Genomic DNA, 17,417 nt, shown 5'->3' on the forward strand with positions numbered 1-17,417 from the left:
CCTAGATGGCGCTCGGCAGCGGGCCGCGGGCGGCCTCATAGGCCGCGCCGACCCGGTACAGGCGGTCGTCGGCCAGGGCGGGCGCCATGATCTGCAGGCCCACCGGCAGGCCGTCGTCCGGGGACAGCCCCGAGGGCACCGACATGCCGCAGTGGCCGGCCAGGTTCAGCGGCAGCGTGCATAGGTCGAACAGGTACATGGCCAGCGGATCGTCGACCTTCTCGCCGAGCGGGAAGGCGGTGGTCGGCGTCGCGGGCGACACCAGCACGTCGACGGATCGGTACGCCTGGTCGAGGTCGCGGGCGATCAGCGTGCGCACCTTCTGCGCCTGGTTGTAGTAGGCGTCGTAGTAGCCCGCCGACAGGGCGTAGGTGCCGATCATGATGCGCCGCTTGACCTCCGGCCCGAATCCGGCGGCGCGGGTCAGCGCCATCACCTCCTCGGCGCTGTGGCTGCCGTCGTCGCCGACGCGCAGCCCGTAGCGCATCGCGTCGAAGCGGGCCAGGTTGCTCGACACCTCCGACGGCAGGATCAGGTAGTAGGCGGGCAGCGCGTATTCGAAGTGCGGGCAATCGACTTCGCTGACCTCGGCGCCCAAGGCGGTCAGCTGCCCGACGGCGGCCTCGAACGACGCCAGCACCCCCGGCTGGTAGCCCTCGCCGCGCAGCTGCCGAACCACCCCGACGCGCACGCCGCGCAGATCACCGTCCGCGCCGGCCCGCGCGGCGCCGACCACATCGGGCACCTCGACATCCACCGAGGTGGAGTCGCGCGCGTCGTGCCCGGCGATCACCCGGTGCAGCAGCGCGGTGTCCAGCACGGTGCGCGCGCACGGACCGCCCTGATCCAGCGACGACGCGCACGCCACCAACCCGTAGCGGGACACCGTGCCGTACGTGGGTTTGACGCCGACGGTCGCGGTCAGCGCGGCCGGCTGGCGGACCGAGCCCCCGGTGTCGGAGCCGATGGCCAGCGGCGCCTGGAAGGCGGCCAGCGCCGCCGCGCTGCCGCCGCCCGAGCCGCCGGGCACCCGGTCGACGTTCCACGGGTTGCGGGTGGGGCCGTAGGCGGAGTTCTCCGTCGAGGAGCCCATCGCGAACTCGTCCATGTTGGTCTTGCCCAGGATCGGGATGCCCGCGGCGCGCAACCGCAGGGTGACGGTGGCGTCATAGGGTGACCGCCAGCCCTCCAAGATCTTGGAGCCGCAGGTGGTGGGCATGTCGACGGTGGTGAACACGTCCTTGAGCGCCAGTGGGACCCCGGCCAGCGCCGACGGCAGCCGCTCGCCGGCGGCCACCGCGTTGTCCACGGCCGCCGCCGCGGCCAGTGCCTCGTCGGCGGCCACGTGCAGGAAGGCGTGGTAGCGGTCGTCGGTCGCCTCGATCTGGTCGAGGCAGGCCCGGGTGATTTCGGTGGACGACAGCTCCCCCGCGGCGATCTTGGCGGCCAGCGTCGCGGCGTCGGAGCGGACGATCCCGGTCACTCGGCGTCCCCCAGAATCTGGGGGACGGCGAAGCGGCCGTCGACGGCCTCGGGCGCCCCGGCCAGCGCCTCCCGCTGCGTCAGGCAGGGTGTCGTCTCGTCGGGGCGGGTGACGTTGACCGCCTTGAGCGGGTTGTCGGTCGCTTCGACGCCGGTCACGTCGACCGCCTGGACCTGGCCGACGTGGGTCAGGATGGCGCCGAGCTGCCCGGCGAAACTGTCGAGCTCGGCGTCGGTCAACGCCAGCCTCGCCAGCCGGGCCAGGTGCGCCACCTCATCGCGGGAGATCTGGGACACGAGCGAAGAGCCTACCCATCCGGGAGCGTCACGCTGGCGTGACGCTCGCCGCGCGGCGTCACCCCAGCGTGACGCTCGGCGGCAAGAGGGGGCGCGCGACCCGAGCCGACATGCCGCGCGCGCACCGCTGTGCGACAGTGTTGGCCGTGCCGTCGTATCTGTTGCGCATCGAGCTGGCCGACCGCCCGGGCAGCCTGGGCTCGCTGGCGGTGGCGCTCGGCTCGGTCGGCGCCGACATCCTGTCGCTCGACGTGGTGGAGCGCAGCTCGGGCTATGCGATCGACGACCTGGTCATCGAGCTGCCGGCGGGCGCGATGCCGGACAGGCTGATCACCGCCGCCGAGTCGCTGCCCGATGTCCGCGTGGACAGCGTCCGCCCCCACACCGGGCTGCTGGAGGCGCACCGCGAGCTGGAGCTCCTCGACCACATCGCCGCGGCCGGCGACACCGCGTCCCGGCTGCAGGTGCTGGCCGACGAGGCGCCCAAGGTGCTGCGCGTCAGCTGGTGCACGGTGCTGCGCGGCGCGCACGGGCGGCTGCAGCGCCTCGCCGGCAGCGCCGGCTCCCCGGAGACCAGGGCGGACTCGGCCCCGTGGCTGCCGATCGAGCGCGCGACGACGCTGGACGGCGCCGGCGAGTGGGTGCCGCAGGCGTGGCGCGACATGGACACCACGATGGTCGCGGCGCCGCTGGGCGACCCGCACACGGCGGTGGTGCTGGGCCGCCCGGGCCCCGAGTTCCGGCCCTCGGAGGTCGCCCGGCTGGGCTATCTGGCCGGGATCGTGGCGACCATGCTGCGCTGAGCCGTCACTGCCGGGCGGCGTGGACCACGGCGTCGACGACCTGACGGATGCGCCCCGCGGCCTGATCGGGTTCGGGTTGGCCGGCATCAAGCCAGGCGATGACGGCGTCCGTCGCCAGGGTGGGCAAAAGTTGCGCCGCCCAGCTTCGCCACCGGTGGTCGGTGATGCTCGCAAGATGACGGCGGGTGACCTCGGTCCAGCTCTCCCTGAGGCTTTCGACGACGTCGCGGAACTCGGGTTCGCGGGCGGCATAGCGGAGCAGCAGCCGGAAGGCGTCCGGATCCGCGGCCGCCGCGCGCACCAGGGCGGGGATGCTGGCGTCGTCGAAGTCGTCGGCGCCGGTGGCCTCCCGGAGCCGTGCGTACGCGCTGTCGAGCACCTCCCGGTACAGGTCGGCCTTCGACGCGAAGTGCCGATACAGGATCGCCGGTGTGACCCCGGCTTCCGCGGCGATGACGTCGAGGCCGGTATCGGCGAAGCCGGCGCGGGCAAAGGCGCGGGTGGCGGCGCGGAGAATCTGTTCCCGCCGCTGCGCGCGGGGCAGCCGTCGAGCCGGCTCGGCCCGGGCAACCGTCACTGCGGCCTCCTTGTTCACAGGCGAGATTACAACTAATCTTGTCATAGTCACTTATATAAGAGTGCCTATACTTGGAGTGTCGCGGTGACCACACCAGCCCAACTGCCGTTCCGGCGGACGCATCCCCTCGAAGTGCCACCCCAATTGCGGACGCTGCGGTCGCGGGGCACCATCCACCGGATCCGCACACCGCTGGGACACCCGGCGTGGCTGGTCACCGGGCACGCCGCGGTGCGCCGGCTGCTTGACGACGACAGGCTCGGCCGCGCGCATCCCGAGCCCGGCAGCGCCGCGCGGTTTGGCGAGTCGGCGTTGTTCGGTGGGCCGCTGGGAAACTTCGACACCGAAGAACGCGATCACGCGTGGATGCGTTCGTTGCTGCAGCCGCACTTCTCGCCCCGACACCTCCGGACGTTGGTAGCCAGGGTCGAAGCGCTGACCGGCGAGCTGCTGGACGAACTGGCCCACCAGGACCCGCCCGTCGACCTGTGCGCGAAATTGGCGGTGCCGCTGCCGATTTTGGTGATCTGCGAGCTGCTCGGCGTTCCCTACTCCGATCGCGAGCAATTCCACGGGTGGACCCAGGACATCTCCAACGTGTGCGATCGCGCCCGCTCCGAACACGGCATGGCCGAGCTGTTCGGCTACTGCCTGACGTTGGTCGAGCACAAACGGGCCCATCCCGGCGACGACGTGATATCCCGGTTGTCCGCGACCGACGGGGTCTCCGATTTCGAAGCCGCCCTGCTGTCGATGGCGTTGCTGTTCGCCGGGCACGAGACCACCGTGGTCGCGATCGGCATCGGGGCGGCGCTTCTGCTGGCGAATCCCGGCCAGTGGCGTGCGCTTCTCAACGATCCCGCGCTGATTCCGGTCGCGGTCGAGGAGCTGTTGCGGGCGACGAGTTCGGGCGGCGGCATTGGCGGCATTCCCCGTTACGCGCGTGGCGATTTCGCGATCGATGGGGTGTTGATCCGCGCCGGAGACCTGGTGCTGCTTGACATCGGCTCGGCCAACCACGACGCGGCGGTGTACGCCGAACCGGACCGTCTCGACGTCGCCCGCAAGGGAGCCGGCCACGTCGCCTTCGGATACGGCGCGCGTTATTGCCTTGGGGCGCCGCTGGCCCGCATCGAGTTGACGGCGGTGTTCACCCAACTGATTCCGCGATTCCCCTCGATGCACCTGACGGTGGATCCCGCGACGCTGACCGTGCGCAACGACGTGCTGACCGGTGGGCTCATCGAACTGCCGGTGTCGTGGTGAACCGGTCCTGAACTACGCCCCGCCCGACGGGCCCTCGTCCAACAGCCGCCGGAAGCCGTCCTCGTCGAGGACTGGCACCCCGAGCTCCACCGCCTTGTCGTACTTGGAGCCCGGCGAGTCGCCGGCGACGACGTAGTCGGTCTTCTTCGACACCGAACCCGCGGCCTTGCCGCCGCGCGCCACGATCGCCTCCTTGGCGTCGTCGCGGGAAAAACCGGCCAGCGAACCGGTGACCACGACGGTCAGGCCCGCCAGCGTGCGCGGCACGCTGGCGTCGCGTTCGTCGGCCATCCGCACCCCGGCGGCCCGCCACTTGTCGACGATCGCCCGGTGCCAGTCGACCGTGAACCATTCGGTGACCGCCGCGGCGATCGTCGGACCCACGCCCTCGACCGCGGCCAGCTGCTCGGTGGACGCACCTTCGATCGCCTCGAGGTTGCCGAATTCGGTGGCCAGCGCGCGGGCGGCCGTCGGCCCGACGTGCCGGATCGACAACGCCACCAGCACCCGCCACAGCGGCGCGGCCTTGGCCTTGTCCAGGTTGGCCAGCAGCCGCGCGCCGTTCGCCGACAACCCGCCGGCCTTGGTCCGGAACAGCTCGGTGCGCAGCAGGTCGTCCTCGGTGAGGGTGAACAGGTCGCCCTCGTCGTCGATCACCCCGGCCTGCAGCAGCGCGATGGCGGCCTCGTAACCCAGCCCCTCGATGTCCAGCGCGCCCCGGCCGGCGACGTGAAACACCCGCTCGCGCAACTGCGCCGGGCAGGCGCGGGAGTTGGGACAGCGGATGTCGGCGTCGCCCTCCTTGGCCGGGGCGAGCGGGCTGCCGCACTCGGGACAGTGGGTGGGCATGACGAATTCGTGTTCGGTGCCGTCGCGCAGGTCGGCGACGGGCCCCAGCACTTCGGGGATCACGTCGCCGGCCTTGCGGATCACCACGGTGTCGCCGATCAGCACGCCCTTGCGCTTGACCTCGGCGGCGTTGTGCAGGGTGGCCAGCCCGACCGTCGACCCGGCGACCTTGACCGGCGTCAGGACCGCGTACGGCGTGACGCGTCCGGTCCTGCCGACGTTGACCCGGATGTCGAGCAGCTTGGTCTGCACCTCCTGGGGCGGGTACTTGTACGCGATCGCCCAGCGCGGCGCCCGCGAGGTGGATCCGAGCCGGCGTTGCAGCGCCACGTCGTCGACTTTGACTACCACACCGTCGATTTCGTGATCGACGTCGTGGCGGTGCTCGCCCCAGTAGGTGATGCGTTCCAGCGCGCCGGCGACGTCGTCGACCCGGGTGGTGTGCTCCGAGACGGGCAGGCCCCAGGCGCCCAGCGCGAGGTAGGCGTCGTGCAGGGTGGCGGGCCGGAACCCCTCGGTGTGTCCCACCCCGTGGCAGATCATCCGGAGCTTGCGGCGCGCGGTGACCGCGGGATCCTTCTGCCGGAGCGATCCCGCGGCGCTGTTGCGCGGGTTGGCGAACGGCGTCTTGCCGTCCTCGACCAGCGCGGCGTTCAGGGCCTCGAAGTCGGCGAGCCGGAAGAACACCTCGCCGCGCACCTCGAGAACCGTGGGGACCGGATAGCCCTTGGCCGCGGTGAGCCTTTCGGGGACGTCGTCGATGGTGCGGGCGTTCAGCGTGACGTCCTCGCCGGTGCGGCCGTCACCCCGCGTCGCCGCCCGGACGAGCCGGCCGTCGCGATAGACCAGGGCCAACGCGACACCGTCGATCTTGAGCTCACACAGGAAAGGCACCTCCTGCGAACCGGGGCCACCGACCTCGGCGCGGATGCGGGCCGCCCACAGCTCGAATTCCTCGGCGCTGAACGCGTTGTCCAGGGACAGCATCCGCTCCAAGTGCTCGGCCGACGTGAAATCGGTAGCAAAGCCGGCGCCGCCGACGAGCTGCGTCGGCGAATCGGGGGTGCGCAGCTCGGGGTATCGCTCCTCGAGCGCTTCGAGGCGGCGCAGCAGCTGGTCGAACTCCGCGTCGGAGATGATCGGCGCGTCGCGCACGTAGTAGCGAAACTGGTGTTCGCGGACCTCGTCGGCCAGTTCGCGCCATTCCCGCCGAACCTCGGGCGCAACAGGGTCCGCCTCTGCCGAACTCACCTTGGCAGGCTATCGGAGGGCGCCGACGGCGGCCCTAGATGGCGTCCGGATCGTCCGCGAACGCGTCCGCCGCACCGCGCGCGAGCCCGACCGCGGCGCGGGCCCACTCGGGCGTCGCTGCCGCCAGACCGCACGCCGGGGTGACGCCGATGCGGTCGCGCAGCGCCGGGCGGGCGAAGCCGAGCCGATCGGTCACCGCGACAACGGCGGCAGCCACCTCCCGCACGGAGGGCCACCGCCCCGGGGCGACGGCGTCGACCACGCCGAGCATGACGGTGCGGCCCGATTCCACGAACGCGGCGATACCGTCCAGATCCGGCGCCCGCAGCGTTCCCGCGTCCACCGAGACGGCGCTAATCATGCTGCGCTGCAACAGCTTCCACGGCAGGGCAGGGGCGCAGCTGTGCAGCAACACGTCGGCGCCCACGGTCGCGACGCAGGTGTCGAGCAGCGCGCCGGCGACCGCCTCGTCGAGCGCGGCGACGGGACTCAGCGCCGTCACGCCGGTCAGCCGTCCGCCCAGCGCCGCCGGCAGCGACGGCTCGTCGAACTGCACCAACACCGGCGTGTCGAGCCGCCGGGCCAGCGCCGCGCGGTGTGCGGCGACGCCCTCGGCCAGCGACGCCGCCAGGTCGCGCACCGCCCCCGGATCGGTGATGGCCCGGTGGCCGTTGGGCAGCTCGAGCCCGGCGGCCAGCGTGATGGGGCCGGGGGCCTGCACCTTGACCACGCGTCCGCCGCCGCGCAGCCCGGCGGTCTCCCAGGCCTCGTCCAGCGCGTCCATGTCCTCGTCGAGGAGGCTGACGGCCCGGCGCGTCACGGCGCCGGAGCGGGCGGCCACCCGGTAGCCGCGCGGCACCGTGTCGATGGCCACGTCGATCAGCAGCGCGCCGGCCCGCCCGAGCAGGTCGGCGCCCACTCCCCGCGCGGGCAGCTCGACGATGTGGGCCAGCGCGTCCGCCAACTCGCCGACGACGATCTCGGCGGCGTTGCGCGCGGCGGTGCCGGGCCACGATCCGACGCCGCTGGCCCTCGCGAAAACACTCACCCGGCAACCGTATTCGACGTCGTATCGCACGCCGGTCGCGAGGGGTGTTTGACGCGGGTAGGTTCACCCGGGAAGGGTGCGAAACGGTGGGGCACATGGCGCGACGAACGGGGCAGCCGCTGCTGTTGTGCGCGTGTGGCGCGGCGCTGCTGGCGGCCGCGTGCACCCGGGTGGTGGACGGGACGGCCCTCCCGGGCTTCGGCCCCGCCGCCAAGGGCGTTCACGGCGTGAACGTCGACACCATCCTGCTGGACCAGTCGCGGATGCGCGCCATCACCGGCGCCGGCGAACATCTGACGATCATCCCCTCCATGGACGGCAACCGCCCGGTGGACATCGACGCCCTCGCCGACACCACGCCGCGGGAATGCCGGTTCCTCTACGCCGAGACGGCGACGTTCGGGCCGGACGTCGACGAGTTCCACAAGACCACCTACCAGGACCCGCCCGACGGCGCGCTGATCTCCGAGGGCGCCGCGGCCTATCGAGACGTCGACACCGCGCGGCGCGCCTTCGGCGCCCTGGTAAGCGCCGTCGGGGACTGCGCGGGCGTCTCGGCGGGCCCGTCGTTGGTCGGCGACTGGAGCGCGAACGCCACGTCGCTGCACCTGGGCCCGGCGGCTGCGGCCGCGACTATCTGGTCCGGTCGGTGGCCCTGCTGGAGGTCACCGACTGCGGCTTCCCGCAATCGGTGTCCGACATCGTGATGACGAACATCGCCGCCAACGTGCCGGGCTAGAAGGTCGGGCCGTTAGGCTTCGATTCATGGAGCCCGGGAACCTCGAATCGCGGGTAACCGACCTCGAACACCAGGTGCGCGACCTAGCGGGGCGAGTGCGAGCCAGTGAGCAGGACGCCGCCGCGGCCCGGGTGCTCGCCGGAGCTGCCGATCGCGATGTCAGCGAGTTCCGCCGCGACCTTCGCGAGTTCCGTCAAGCCACGACGGCGAGTTTCAACGCCCTGCGCGAGGACTTCGTCGACCTCCGCGAGCATGTCGACCAGGGCTTCGCCCAGATACGCAGTAAATTCGACGCCACCGCGGCGGGGCAACAGCAGATCGTCGACCTTCTTCAGATCATCATCACCGATCGAGGAGAGCGCGGGCCGACCACCGACGCCGGACAGTCGCCAGTCCATTAGACGCGGTAGGCGGCCGCCGCGAACAAGTCCATGGATCGGCGATTATTCGAGCCTATTACTCGGGGCACGCGCCGCGAGCGGTACTGCGTCGGGGCGACGCGCCGGCGATGGTGGCGCTGCCGAGCACCTCGTCACCGTCCGGGTCCGGGCGGTACAGCACCAGCGTCTGCCCGCGCGCGACCCCGCGCAGCGGAACGCGCAACCGCACGACGAGCTCGTCGCCCACCAATTCGGCCACGGCACCGACCATTTCACCGTGTGCCCGCACCTGGACCGCGCACTCGACGGGCCCTTGCGGTGGCGCTCCCGTGGTGAAGACCGGCGACCGCCCGACCAGCCCGCGCACGTCGAGGTCGGCCGCCTCGCCCACCCGGACCGTGCCGGTGTCGGCGTCGATGGCCGTCACGTAGCGCGGGCGGCCGTCGGGTCCCGGCCCGGCGATGCCCAGGCCCTTGCGCTGCCCGATGGTGAAGCCGTGCACCCCGTCGTGGGTGGCCAGCACCGCACCGTCCGCGCCGACCACGGTGCCGCGGCGCACCCCGATCCGCTCGCCCAGGAAGGCGCGGGTGTTGCCGGACGGGATGAAGCAGATGTCGTGGCTGTCCGGCTTGTCGGCGACGGCCAGGGCGCGACGGGCGGCCTCGGCGCGGATCTGCGGCTTCGCCGTGTCGCCGATGGGAAACGCCGCGTGGCGCAGCTGCTCGGCGGTCAGCACGGCCAGCACGTAGGACTGGTCCTTGTCCCGGTCGACGGCGCGCCGCAGCCGCCCGCCGGACAGCCGCGCGTAGTGGCCGGTGGCCACCGCGTCGAAGCCCAGCGCGAGGGCCTTCGCCGACAGCGCCGAGAACTTGATCCGCTGGTTGCACCGCACGCACGGGTTCGGCGTCTCGCCGCGGGCATACGACGACACGAAGTCGTCGATCACGTCGGCCTCGAATCTCTCCGCGAAATCCCACACGTAGAAAGGGATTCCGAGCACGTCGGCGACGCGGCGCGCGTCCGACGCGTCCTCCTTCGAGCAGCAGCCCCGCGAGCCGGTGCGCAACGCGCCCGGCGCCGTTGACAGCGCCAGGTGCACGCCGACCACGTCGTGCCCGGCATCGACCATGCGAGCGGCGGCGACCGACGAGTCGACGCCGCCGCTCATCGCGGCGAGGACCTTCACTTACGACGCCCCCGCGGCGGCCAGCGCGGCCCGTCGGGCGCGGTCCACGGCGCCGGGCAGCACCCGCAACACCGCGTCCACGTCGGCGTCGACGCTGCTGTGCCCCAACGAAAGTCGCAGCGATCCGCGGGCGCTGGCCGGGTCGGCGCCCATCGCGATCAGCACGTGCGACGGCTGCGGCACGCCGGCGGTGCAGGCAGACCCGGTCGAGCATTCGATCCCGTTGGCGTCCAACAGCATCAACAGCGCATCGCCCTCGCAACCGCGGAAGGTGAAGTGCGCGTTGCCGGGAAGCCGCAGCGGGCCCCGCGCACCGTTGAGGACGACGTCGTCGATCTCGGTCAGCACACCCTCGATCAGGCGGTCGCGCAACGCCCGCAGCCGCGCGCCGTTGGAGTCGAGTCCGTCCACCGCGATGCGGGCCGCCGCCGCCATGCCGACGGCACCGGCGACATCCGGTGTGCCGGAACGGATGTCGCGCTCCTGCCCGCCGCCGTGCGACAGCGGCACGCAGGAGACATCGCGGCGCAGCAGCAGCGCGCCCACGGCCGGCGGGCCGCCGAACTTATGCGCGGCCACGCTCAGCGCCGACAGCCCGCTGGCGGCGAAGTCGACGGGCAGCTGCCCCACCGCCTGAACGGCGTCGCTGTGCATCGGGACGCCGAATTCCGCGGCGACGGCGGCGAGTTCGGCGACCGGCATAACGGTGCCGACCTCGTTGTTGGCCCACATCACCGACACCAGCGCGACGTCGTCGTGGCTCCGCAGCGCCTCGCGCAGCGCGTCCGCCGACACCGACCCGTCAGCGGCGGTGGGCAGCCAGGTCACCGCGGCGCCTTCGTGTTCGACGAGCCAGTTCACCGCGTCCAGCACGGCGTGGTGCTCGACCGCACTGGTGACGATGCGGCGGTGGCGCGGATCCGCGTCCCGGCGGGCCCAGTAGATGCCCTTGACGGCCAGGTTGTCGCTCTCGGTGCCGCCCGCGGTGAAGATCACCTCGGACGGGCGCGCGCCCAGCCTGTCGGCGATCAGCTCGCGGGATTCCTCGATCCGCCGCCGCGCCGCCCGGCCGCTGGTGTGCAGCGACGACGCGTTGCCGACCGTGCCGAACACGGCCGTCATCGCCTCGACGGCGGTGGGGTGCATCGGGGTGGTGGCGGCGTGATCCAGGTAGACCATGACGCGCCCCACGATACCGGCTCGCCCGTTTGCTCAGGCCACCAGCACGCGCCCGTGACCAGCGCGGCGGGCCGCCGCCACGCCGACCGCGGACTGACAGCGGCCGGCCAGGTCGCGCCGATCGGTGCCGGGGAGCTGCAGGGATTCCACGTGCACCCGCGCCACGGTGCGGCGCACGGTGAGCAGCCGGCAGATCGACCGCAACAATGTGTCGTCGCCCACGAAGGCCGGCGCGGTCGAGACGCTGCCGTCGGCGTGGTGGTAGGTCAGCCGCAGCGGCTGCACCGGGCGGCCCGCGTCGATCGCGGCCTGGAACATCGCCGGATAAAACGCTCCGCGGTCCAGGCCGCACCAGGTGGTGCCTTCCGGGAAGGCCACCACCGTCTGGCCCGCGCGCAGCCGGCGCGCGACGGTGTCCACCACGCCGGGCAGCCGCCGCAGGCTGGCCCGCTCGATCGGGATGATCTTGCACATGCGGGCCACGACGCCGGTGGCCGGCCCGGTGAACATGTCGGCCCGCGCGACGAACGACCCGGGCAACACCGAGCCGATGGCGAAGGCGTCCAGCCAGGACACGTGGCCGCTGACCACCAGGACCCCGCGCAGGTTGCGAATCGGGTTGCCCGACAACGTGATCCGGACACCGAAGCAGCGCAGCACCAGCCGGCAGTAGACGCGCTGCACGCTGGTCCGCCCCGGCAGCGGGACCGCGAGCAGCGGCATCCCCGGCGCCAACAGCAGCGCCAGCAGGACGCGCAGCGCCACCCGCAGCGCCATCCGCGACCGCGGTGAGCCCGCGGCGTCGCCGACACCCACACAGCCGATGTCGCACGTCGCGCGCGGCAGCCAGGGGTGTCCGGTGACCGCGGGAGCGTTCATCGCGCGCCGCCCGCCATCTCGGTCGCGGCCGATACCGACCGCAATCGCTTGAGATATCGGGTATCGGCGCGCCGTTTGTCCAGCAGCACGCAGAAGTCGCCGACACCGAAGTCCGGGTCGTGCGCCGGCTCCCCGCAGACCTGCGCGCCCAGCCGCAGGTACCCGCGCATCAGGGCCGGAACCGCGGGCCTTGGCGGCGCGGGGATGTCGTCGAGGGCCCGCCCGTCCACGCGCACCGGCCGGTGGGGGCGCACCCGGTACTGGGGTGGCGCGGCGTGCCGGCTCAGGACGAAGTCGCGGACGCCGCGCAGCTGGCTGCCCGGCGCGTGATGGTCCGATTCGTCGCCGATGGGCACCGACACGCAGCCGGTCACGTAGTCGTAGCCATATTTGTCCAGGTAGGCGAGGATGCCCGCCCACATCAACAGCACCACGCCGCCGTTGCGGTGACCGTCCCGCACCACCGCGCGTCCCATCTCCACCAGCGACGGCCGCAGCGGGTCGAAGGCGCGCACGTCGAATTCCGTCGCGGTATAGAGGCCCCCGGCCGCGATCGCGCCGGCCGGCGCGAGCATCCGGTAACAACCCACCAGCTCGCCGCTGTCGTCGTCGCGGACCAGCAGGTGATCGCAGTACTCGTCGAACCGGTCGGCGTCGCGGTGTCCCGTCGCCGGAAGGGCGAAGCCGGGCGTGCTGGCGAACACGTCGTACCGGAGCCGCTGCGCCGCCTCGACCAGGCCGGGGTCGGTGGACAGCAACAGCGAATAGCGCGGCCCGGACGGGCTGGTGGCCGCGCCCTCCGGCTCGTCGCTGGGTATCAGGACGGAAGCGATGCTCATGCCACCAAAGTCGCGCAATCGGTGATCCGATCGGCATCGCCGCTGTGACGTGTCGGTGCACGTCAGGTGACGAAATGTGGCCGGCCGGGGCCTAGCTCACGGCGTTCACGACGTCCCATCCGTCACTCGAGTCACCGGGGGCGCCACCGGCATCTTGCCCGTTGTCGCGCTGAGGTGGGCACATCGGGTGCCCCCCACCTATTCGTGACGGATGGGGAAATCGTGACCGATGGGAAACCGGGGCAGGACGCGCCCCGGCGTGCCTCGTCAGCCCTTGCGGGCCTTGATCGCGTCGGTCAGCTGCGGCGCGACCTTGAACAGGTCACCGATCACGCCGTAGTCGGCGATCTCGAAGATCGGCGCCTCTTCGTCCTTGTTGACCGCGACGATGGTCTTCGAGGTCTGCATGCCCGCGCGATGCTGGATCGCCCCGGAGATGCCCAGCGCGATGTACAGCTGCGGCGACACCGTCTTGCCGGTCTGGCCCACCTGGAACTGGCCCGGGTAGTAGCCCGAGTCGACCGCGGCGCGCGACGCCCCGACGGCCGCACCCAGCGAGTCGGCCAGCGCCTCGACCACGCTGAAGTTCTCCGCGCTGCCGACGCCGCGGCCACCGGACACCACGATGGTGGCCTCGGTGAGCTCCGGGCGGTCGCCGGCGACCGCGGGCTCGCGGGCGGTGATCCTGGTCGCGTTCTCGGCGGCGGCTGGCACCTCGACGGTGACCTGCTCGCCCGCACCGGCCGACGGCTCCGCGTCGACGGCACCGGCCCGCACCGTGATCACCGGGGTGTCGCCGTTGGCCTGCGCCTCGACGGTGAACGCGCCCCCGAAGATGGAATGCACGGCCTTGGCGCCTTCTCGGACCTCGACCACGTCGACCAGCAGGCCCGACCCGAGCCGGGCCGCGAGCCGGCCCGCGATCTCCTTGCCGTCGGCGTTGGCGGCCAGCAGAATCGCTGCCGGAGAAGCCGATTCGGCCAGCGCTGCCAGCACGTCGACCACCGGCGTGATCAGGTACTTGTCGACGTCGTCGGACTCGGCGACGTAGATCTTGGCGGCGCCGGCCTCCTTCAGGGCGTCGGCCAGCGGCGCGGCCGTGCCCGGCGCGCCGACCACGACGGCGGCCGGCTCGCCCAAAGCCCGTGCGGCGGTGATCAATTCGGCGGTGACCTTCTTGACCGCGCCTTCGGCGTGCTCGACGAGCACCAAAACTTCAGCCATGGGTTATATCGCTCTTCTCGTCTCTAGATGATTTTCTCGGCGACCAGGTACTGCGCGATCTGGTTGCCGCCCTCGCCCTCGTCGGCGACCTTCTCACCCGCGGTCTTCGGCGGCTTCGGCGTCGACGTCAGCACAGTCGACCCGGCGTTGGCCAGCCCGACCTCGTCGGCCTCGACACCGATCTCGGCCAGGGTCAGCACCGTGACCTCTTTCTTCTTGGCCGCCATGATGCCCTTGAAGGACGGGAAGCGCGGCTCGTTGATCTTCTCGGTCACGCTCACCACCGCGGGCAGCGTGGCCTCGAGGGTGAACACGCCCTCGTCGGTCTCCCGCTCGCCGGTGACCCTGCCGCCCTCGACCGACAGCTTCCGCAGGTGGGTGAGCTGCGGCAGGCCCAGGTATTCGGCGATGACGGCCGGCACCGCGCCGCCGACGCCGTCGGTGGCCTCGTTGCCGGCGATCACCAGCTCGGTGCCCTCGATGGTGCCCAGCGCGCGCGCCAGCGCCCAGCCGGTCTGGATCAGATCCGAGCCGTGCAGGCCGTCGTCCTTGAGGTGAACGGCCTTGTCGGCGCCCATGGACAGGGCCTTGCGGATCGCCTCGGTGGCCCGCTCCGGGCCCGCGGTCAGCACGGTCACCGACCCCTCGACGCCGTCGGCGGCTTCCTTCTCCCGGATCTGCAGCGCCTCTTCCACGGCGCGCTCGTTGATCTCGTCCAGCACCGCGTCGGCGGCCTCGCGGTCCAGCGTGAAATCACCGTCGGTGAGTTTGCGCTCCGACCAGGTGTCCGGGACCTGCTTGATCAGGACCACGATGTTCGTCATGAGTCTGGTTCGTCCTCCTCGAAGGGGTCGCGCGGTTCTCGACCACGAGACCTCAGTACACGTTTCGCCACGCACGGCCGGGTTACTACCCGGTAACTTTGCGCGGTCTGCCTTCACACCATAGCGGGTCGTAGTGCGCGTTCTTGCGGCGCGGTTCGCGAATCGGACACTTCGCGTTAGCCTGCCTATGCAATGAGCGCATCTGTCCCCGACGTCCCCCAGCGCGCCCCCGACGACACCTCGCCGGCGGCCGACGCGGTGTTGACGCTGACGGGCGAGCGCACCATTCCCGACCTGGACGTCGAGAACTACTGGTTTCGCCGCCATCAGGTGGTTTACCAGCGGCTGGCGCCGCGCTGCGCGGGCCGCGAGGTGCTCGAGGCCGGGTGTGGCGAAGGTTACGGCGCCGACCTGATCGCCGGGGTGGCCCGCCGGGTCGTCGCGGTGGACTACGACGCGGCCGCGGTGGCCCACGTCCGCGGCCGCTACCCCCGGGTGGAGCTCATGCAAGCCAACCTGGCCGAGCTTCCGCTGCCCGACGCGTCGGTGGACGTGGTGGTGAACTTCCAGGTCATCGAGCACCTGTGGGACCAGTCACAGTTCGTGGCCGAGTGCGCCCGGGTGCTGCGCCCCGCCGGGCTGCTGATGGTGTCGACGCCCAACCGGATCACGTTCTCGCCGGGCCGCGACACCCCGATCAACCCGTTTCACACCCGCGAACTCAACGCCGTTGAGCTCACCGAGCTGCTGGTCGACGCGGGTTTCTCCGGGGTGGCCATGCACGGGCTGTTCCACGGGCCGCGGCTGGCCGAGATGGACGCGCGCCACGGCGGATCCATCATCGACGCGCAGATCGCACGGGCGATGGCCGACGCACCGTGGCCGCCCGGCCTTGCGGCCGACGTCGCCGCGGTCACCGCGGACGACTTCGACCTGATCGACTCGAGCGAGCGTGACATCGACGACAGCCTGGACCTCATCGCGATCGCGGTGCGGCCATGAGCGCGCCCCGCAGCCGCGTGCCCGGCATGTTCACCCTGGTGCTGCACACCCACCTGCCGTGGCTGGCCCATCACGGCCGCTGGCCGGTCGGCGAGGAATGGCTCTACCAGTCCTGGGCGGCGGCCTACCTGCCGCTGGTGCGGGTGCTGCGCGCGCTGGCCGACGAGGACCGGCGCGGTGTGGTCACGCTCGGCGTCACGCCGGTGGTCAACGCCCAGCTCGACGACCCGTACTGCCTCGACGGCATGCATCACTGGCTGGCCAACTGGCGGCTGCGGGCCGCCGAGGCGGCCAGCGTGCGGTCCGCCTCACGATCGAAGTCGGCCGGCTATCAGTCGTGCGCCCCGGAGGCGTTGCGGGCGTTCGGGATTCGCGAGGAGGCGGAGGCGGATCAGGCGCTGGACGACTTCGGCACCCTGTGGCGGCACGGCGGCAGCCCGCTGCTGCGCGGCCTGATCGACGCCGGCACGGTGGAGCTGCTCGGCGGCCCGCTGGCCCACCCGTTCCAGCCGCTGCTGGCGCCGCGGCTGCGCGAGTTCGCGCTGCGCGAGGGCCTGGCCGACGCGCGCCAGCGGCTGGCCCACACGCCGACCGGGATCTGGGCGCCCGAATGCGCGTATGCCCCCGGCATGGAAACCGACTACGCCGCCGCGGGCGTCACGCACTTCATGGTCGACGGCCCGTCCCTGCACGGCGACACCGCGCTGGGCCGCCCCGTCGGCGACACCGGCGTGGTCGCGTTCGGGCGCGACCTGCAGGTCAGCTACCGGGTGTGGTCGCCGAAATCCGGCTACCCGGGGCACGCCGCCTACCGCGACTTCCACACCTACGACCACCTCACCGGCCTCAAGCCGGCCCGGGTGACGGGCCGCAACGTGGCCTCGGAGGACAAGGCGCCCTACGATCCCGAGCGCGCCGAGCGGGCGGTCGACGCCCACGTCGCCGACTTCGTCGACATGGTCCGCACCCGGCTGTCGAGCGAGTCCGAGCGCATCGGGCGACCCGCCCACGTCGTCGCGGCCTTCGACACCGAGCTGTTCGGTCACTGGTGGTACGAGGGCCCGACGTGGCTGGCGCGGGTGCTGCGCGCCCTGCCGGCCGCCGGCGTCCGGGTGGGCACCCTGTGCGACGCGATCGACGCCGGGTTCGTCGGCGACCCCGTCGCCCTGCCGCCCAGCTCGTGGGGCTCGGGTAAGGACTGGCAGGTGTGGGCCGGCGACAAGGTGGCCGACCTGGTCCAGCTCAACACCGAGGTTGTCGACACGGCGCTGAGCACCGTCGACAAGGCGCTCTCGCAGACGGCGTCGCTGGACGGGCCGCTCCCCCGTGACCGGGTCGCCGACCAGATCCTGCGCGAGACGCTGCTCACCGTCTCCAGCGACTGGCCGTTCATGGTCAGCAAGGACTCGGCCGCCGACTACGCCCGCTACCGTGCCCACCTGCACGCCCACGCCACCCGGGAGATCGCCGGGGCGCTGGCCTCGGGCCGCCGCGACGCCGCCGAGCGCCTGGCCGACGGCTGGAACCGCGCCGACGGCCTGTTCGGCGCCCTAGACGCGCGCAGGCTGCCATGAGCTTTTCTCTTCCCCGCG

Annotated in this window: 16 protein-coding genes and 1 pseudogene; 6 read left to right on the plus strand and 11 right to left on the minus strand. The window is 72.0% G+C overall.

Annotated elements, in window-relative coordinates:
• Nucleotide 1: 1 nt before the first annotated feature.
• Together gatA and gatC are read right to left on the minus strand one after the other, a co-directional pair.
• Nucleotides 2–1,483 carry an Asp-tRNA(Asn)/Glu-tRNA(Gln) amidotransferase subunit GatA gene (gene gatA, locus G6N25_RS02500; RefSeq protein WP_083074669.1) on the minus strand — a complete coding sequence of 494 codons (1,482 nt, stop codon included), beginning with the start codon at nucleotides 1,481–1,483 and terminating at the stop codon, nucleotides 2–4.
• Entirely contained in the window at nucleotides 1,480–1,779 is a 300-nt protein-coding gene (gatC, locus tag G6N25_RS02505; protein WP_083074668.1) for an Asp-tRNA(Asn)/Glu-tRNA(Gln) amidotransferase subunit GatC, read from the minus strand. Before gatC ends, gatA begins: the two co-directional genes overlap by 4 nt.
• Before the next feature lie 146 nt (nucleotides 1,780–1,925).
• Here gatC and G6N25_RS02510 point away from each other — a divergent pair, with 146 nt between their 5' ends.
• On the plus strand, nucleotides 1,926–2,582 hold the full coding sequence (locus G6N25_RS02510) for an ACT domain-containing protein (protein WP_142272699.1): 657 nt from the start codon (nucleotides 1,926–1,928) through the stop codon (nucleotides 2,580–2,582).
• A gap of 4 nt (nucleotides 2,583–2,586) precedes the next feature.
• Here G6N25_RS02510 and G6N25_RS02515 read toward each other — a convergent pair whose 3' ends face one another.
• Nucleotides 2,587–3,159, minus strand: a complete 573-nt coding sequence (locus G6N25_RS02515; protein ID WP_232065678.1) for a TetR/AcrR family transcriptional regulator — start codon at nucleotides 3,157–3,159, stop codon at nucleotides 2,587–2,589.
• 132 nt (nucleotides 3,160–3,291) lie between these two features.
• On the opposite strand from G6N25_RS02515, the gene G6N25_RS02520 reads away from it, so the two are divergent.
• The gene (locus G6N25_RS02520) at nucleotides 3,292–4,425 is read left to right on the plus strand and encodes a cytochrome P450 (protein ID WP_197745692.1); all 1,134 of its coding nucleotides are present in this window, start codon (nucleotides 3,292–3,294) and stop codon (nucleotides 4,423–4,425) included.
• A 12-nt stretch (nucleotides 4,426–4,437) separates the two neighbouring features.
• Here the strand turns inward: G6N25_RS02520 and ligA are convergent, their stop codons facing one another.
• Together ligA and G6N25_RS02530 are read right to left on the minus strand one after the other, a co-directional pair.
• Nucleotides 4,438–6,525: an NAD-dependent DNA ligase LigA gene (gene ligA / locus G6N25_RS02525; RefSeq protein ID WP_083074664.1), complete on the minus strand. Its 2,088-nt coding sequence runs from the start codon at nucleotides 6,523–6,525 to the stop codon at nucleotides 4,438–4,440.
• 34 nt (nucleotides 6,526–6,559) lie between these two features.
• The gene (locus G6N25_RS02530; protein ID WP_083074706.1) at nucleotides 6,560–7,573 is read right to left on the minus strand and encodes a uroporphyrinogen decarboxylase/cobalamine-independent methonine synthase family protein; all 1,014 of its coding nucleotides are present in this window, start codon (nucleotides 7,571–7,573) and stop codon (nucleotides 6,560–6,562) included.
• 95 nt (nucleotides 7,574–7,668) lie between these two features.
• Between G6N25_RS02530 and G6N25_RS02535 the strand changes: the two are divergent.
• Both G6N25_RS02535 and G6N25_RS02540 read left to right on the plus strand, forming a co-directional pair.
• Nucleotides 7,669–8,312: pseudogene (locus G6N25_RS02535) on the plus strand (sensor domain-containing protein).
• A gap of 26 nt (nucleotides 8,313–8,338) precedes the next feature.
• Nucleotides 8,339–8,713, plus strand: coding sequence for a hypothetical protein (locus G6N25_RS02540; protein WP_083074663.1), 375 nt, complete (start codon nucleotides 8,339–8,341; stop codon nucleotides 8,711–8,713).
• A gap of 55 nt (nucleotides 8,714–8,768) precedes the next feature.
• Here the strand turns inward: G6N25_RS02540 and mnmA are convergent, their stop codons facing one another.
• The 6 genes from mnmA to G6N25_RS02570 form a co-directional block, all read right to left on the minus strand.
• Nucleotides 8,769–9,878 (minus strand): tRNA 2-thiouridine(34) synthase MnmA, encoded by a 1,110-nt coding sequence (gene mnmA, locus G6N25_RS02545; protein ID WP_142272695.1) that lies wholly within the window; start codon nucleotides 9,876–9,878, stop codon nucleotides 8,769–8,771.
• Nucleotides 9,879–11,057: a cysteine desulfurase family protein gene (locus G6N25_RS02550; RefSeq protein WP_083074662.1), complete on the minus strand. Its 1,179-nt coding sequence runs from the start codon at nucleotides 11,055–11,057 to the stop codon at nucleotides 9,879–9,881.
• Between the two features lie 33 nt (nucleotides 11,058–11,090).
• Complete coding sequence (locus tag G6N25_RS02555; protein WP_083074661.1) at nucleotides 11,091–11,936, minus strand: lysophospholipid acyltransferase family protein; 846 nt, start codon at nucleotides 11,934–11,936, stop codon at nucleotides 11,091–11,093.
• Nucleotides 11,933–12,775, minus strand: a complete 843-nt coding sequence (locus G6N25_RS02560) for a GNAT family N-acetyltransferase (protein WP_083074660.1) — start codon at nucleotides 12,773–12,775, stop codon at nucleotides 11,933–11,935. Before G6N25_RS02560 ends, G6N25_RS02555 begins: the two co-directional genes overlap by 4 nt.
• Nucleotides 12,776–13,042: 267 nt before the next feature.
• Nucleotides 13,043–13,999: an electron transfer flavoprotein subunit alpha/FixB family protein gene (locus G6N25_RS02565; protein ID WP_083074659.1), complete on the minus strand. Its 957-nt coding sequence runs from the start codon at nucleotides 13,997–13,999 to the stop codon at nucleotides 13,043–13,045.
• 23 nt (nucleotides 14,000–14,022) lie between these two features.
• On the minus strand, nucleotides 14,023–14,823 hold the full coding sequence (locus G6N25_RS02570) for an electron transfer flavoprotein subunit beta/FixA family protein (RefSeq protein WP_083074658.1): 801 nt from the start codon (nucleotides 14,821–14,823) through the stop codon (nucleotides 14,023–14,025).
• 192 nt (nucleotides 14,824–15,015) lie between these two features.
• Here G6N25_RS02570 and G6N25_RS02575 point away from each other — a divergent pair, with 192 nt between their 5' ends.
• Both G6N25_RS02575 and G6N25_RS02580 read left to right on the plus strand, forming a co-directional pair.
• Nucleotides 15,016–15,825, plus strand: coding sequence for a class I SAM-dependent methyltransferase (locus tag G6N25_RS02575; RefSeq protein ID WP_083074657.1), 810 nt, complete (start codon nucleotides 15,016–15,018; stop codon nucleotides 15,823–15,825).
• Nucleotides 15,822–17,399: a 1,4-alpha-glucan branching protein domain-containing protein gene (locus G6N25_RS02580; RefSeq protein WP_083074656.1), complete on the plus strand. Its 1,578-nt coding sequence runs from the start codon at nucleotides 15,822–15,824 to the stop codon at nucleotides 17,397–17,399. The genes G6N25_RS02575 and G6N25_RS02580 overlap by 4 nt, the downstream gene beginning before the upstream one ends.
• Nucleotides 17,400–17,417: the final 18 nt, after the last annotated feature.

Source organism: Mycobacterium heidelbergense (assembly GCF_010730745.1).
Taxonomy (GTDB): domain Bacteria; phylum Actinomycetota; class Actinomycetes; order Mycobacteriales; family Mycobacteriaceae; genus Mycobacterium; species Mycobacterium heidelbergense.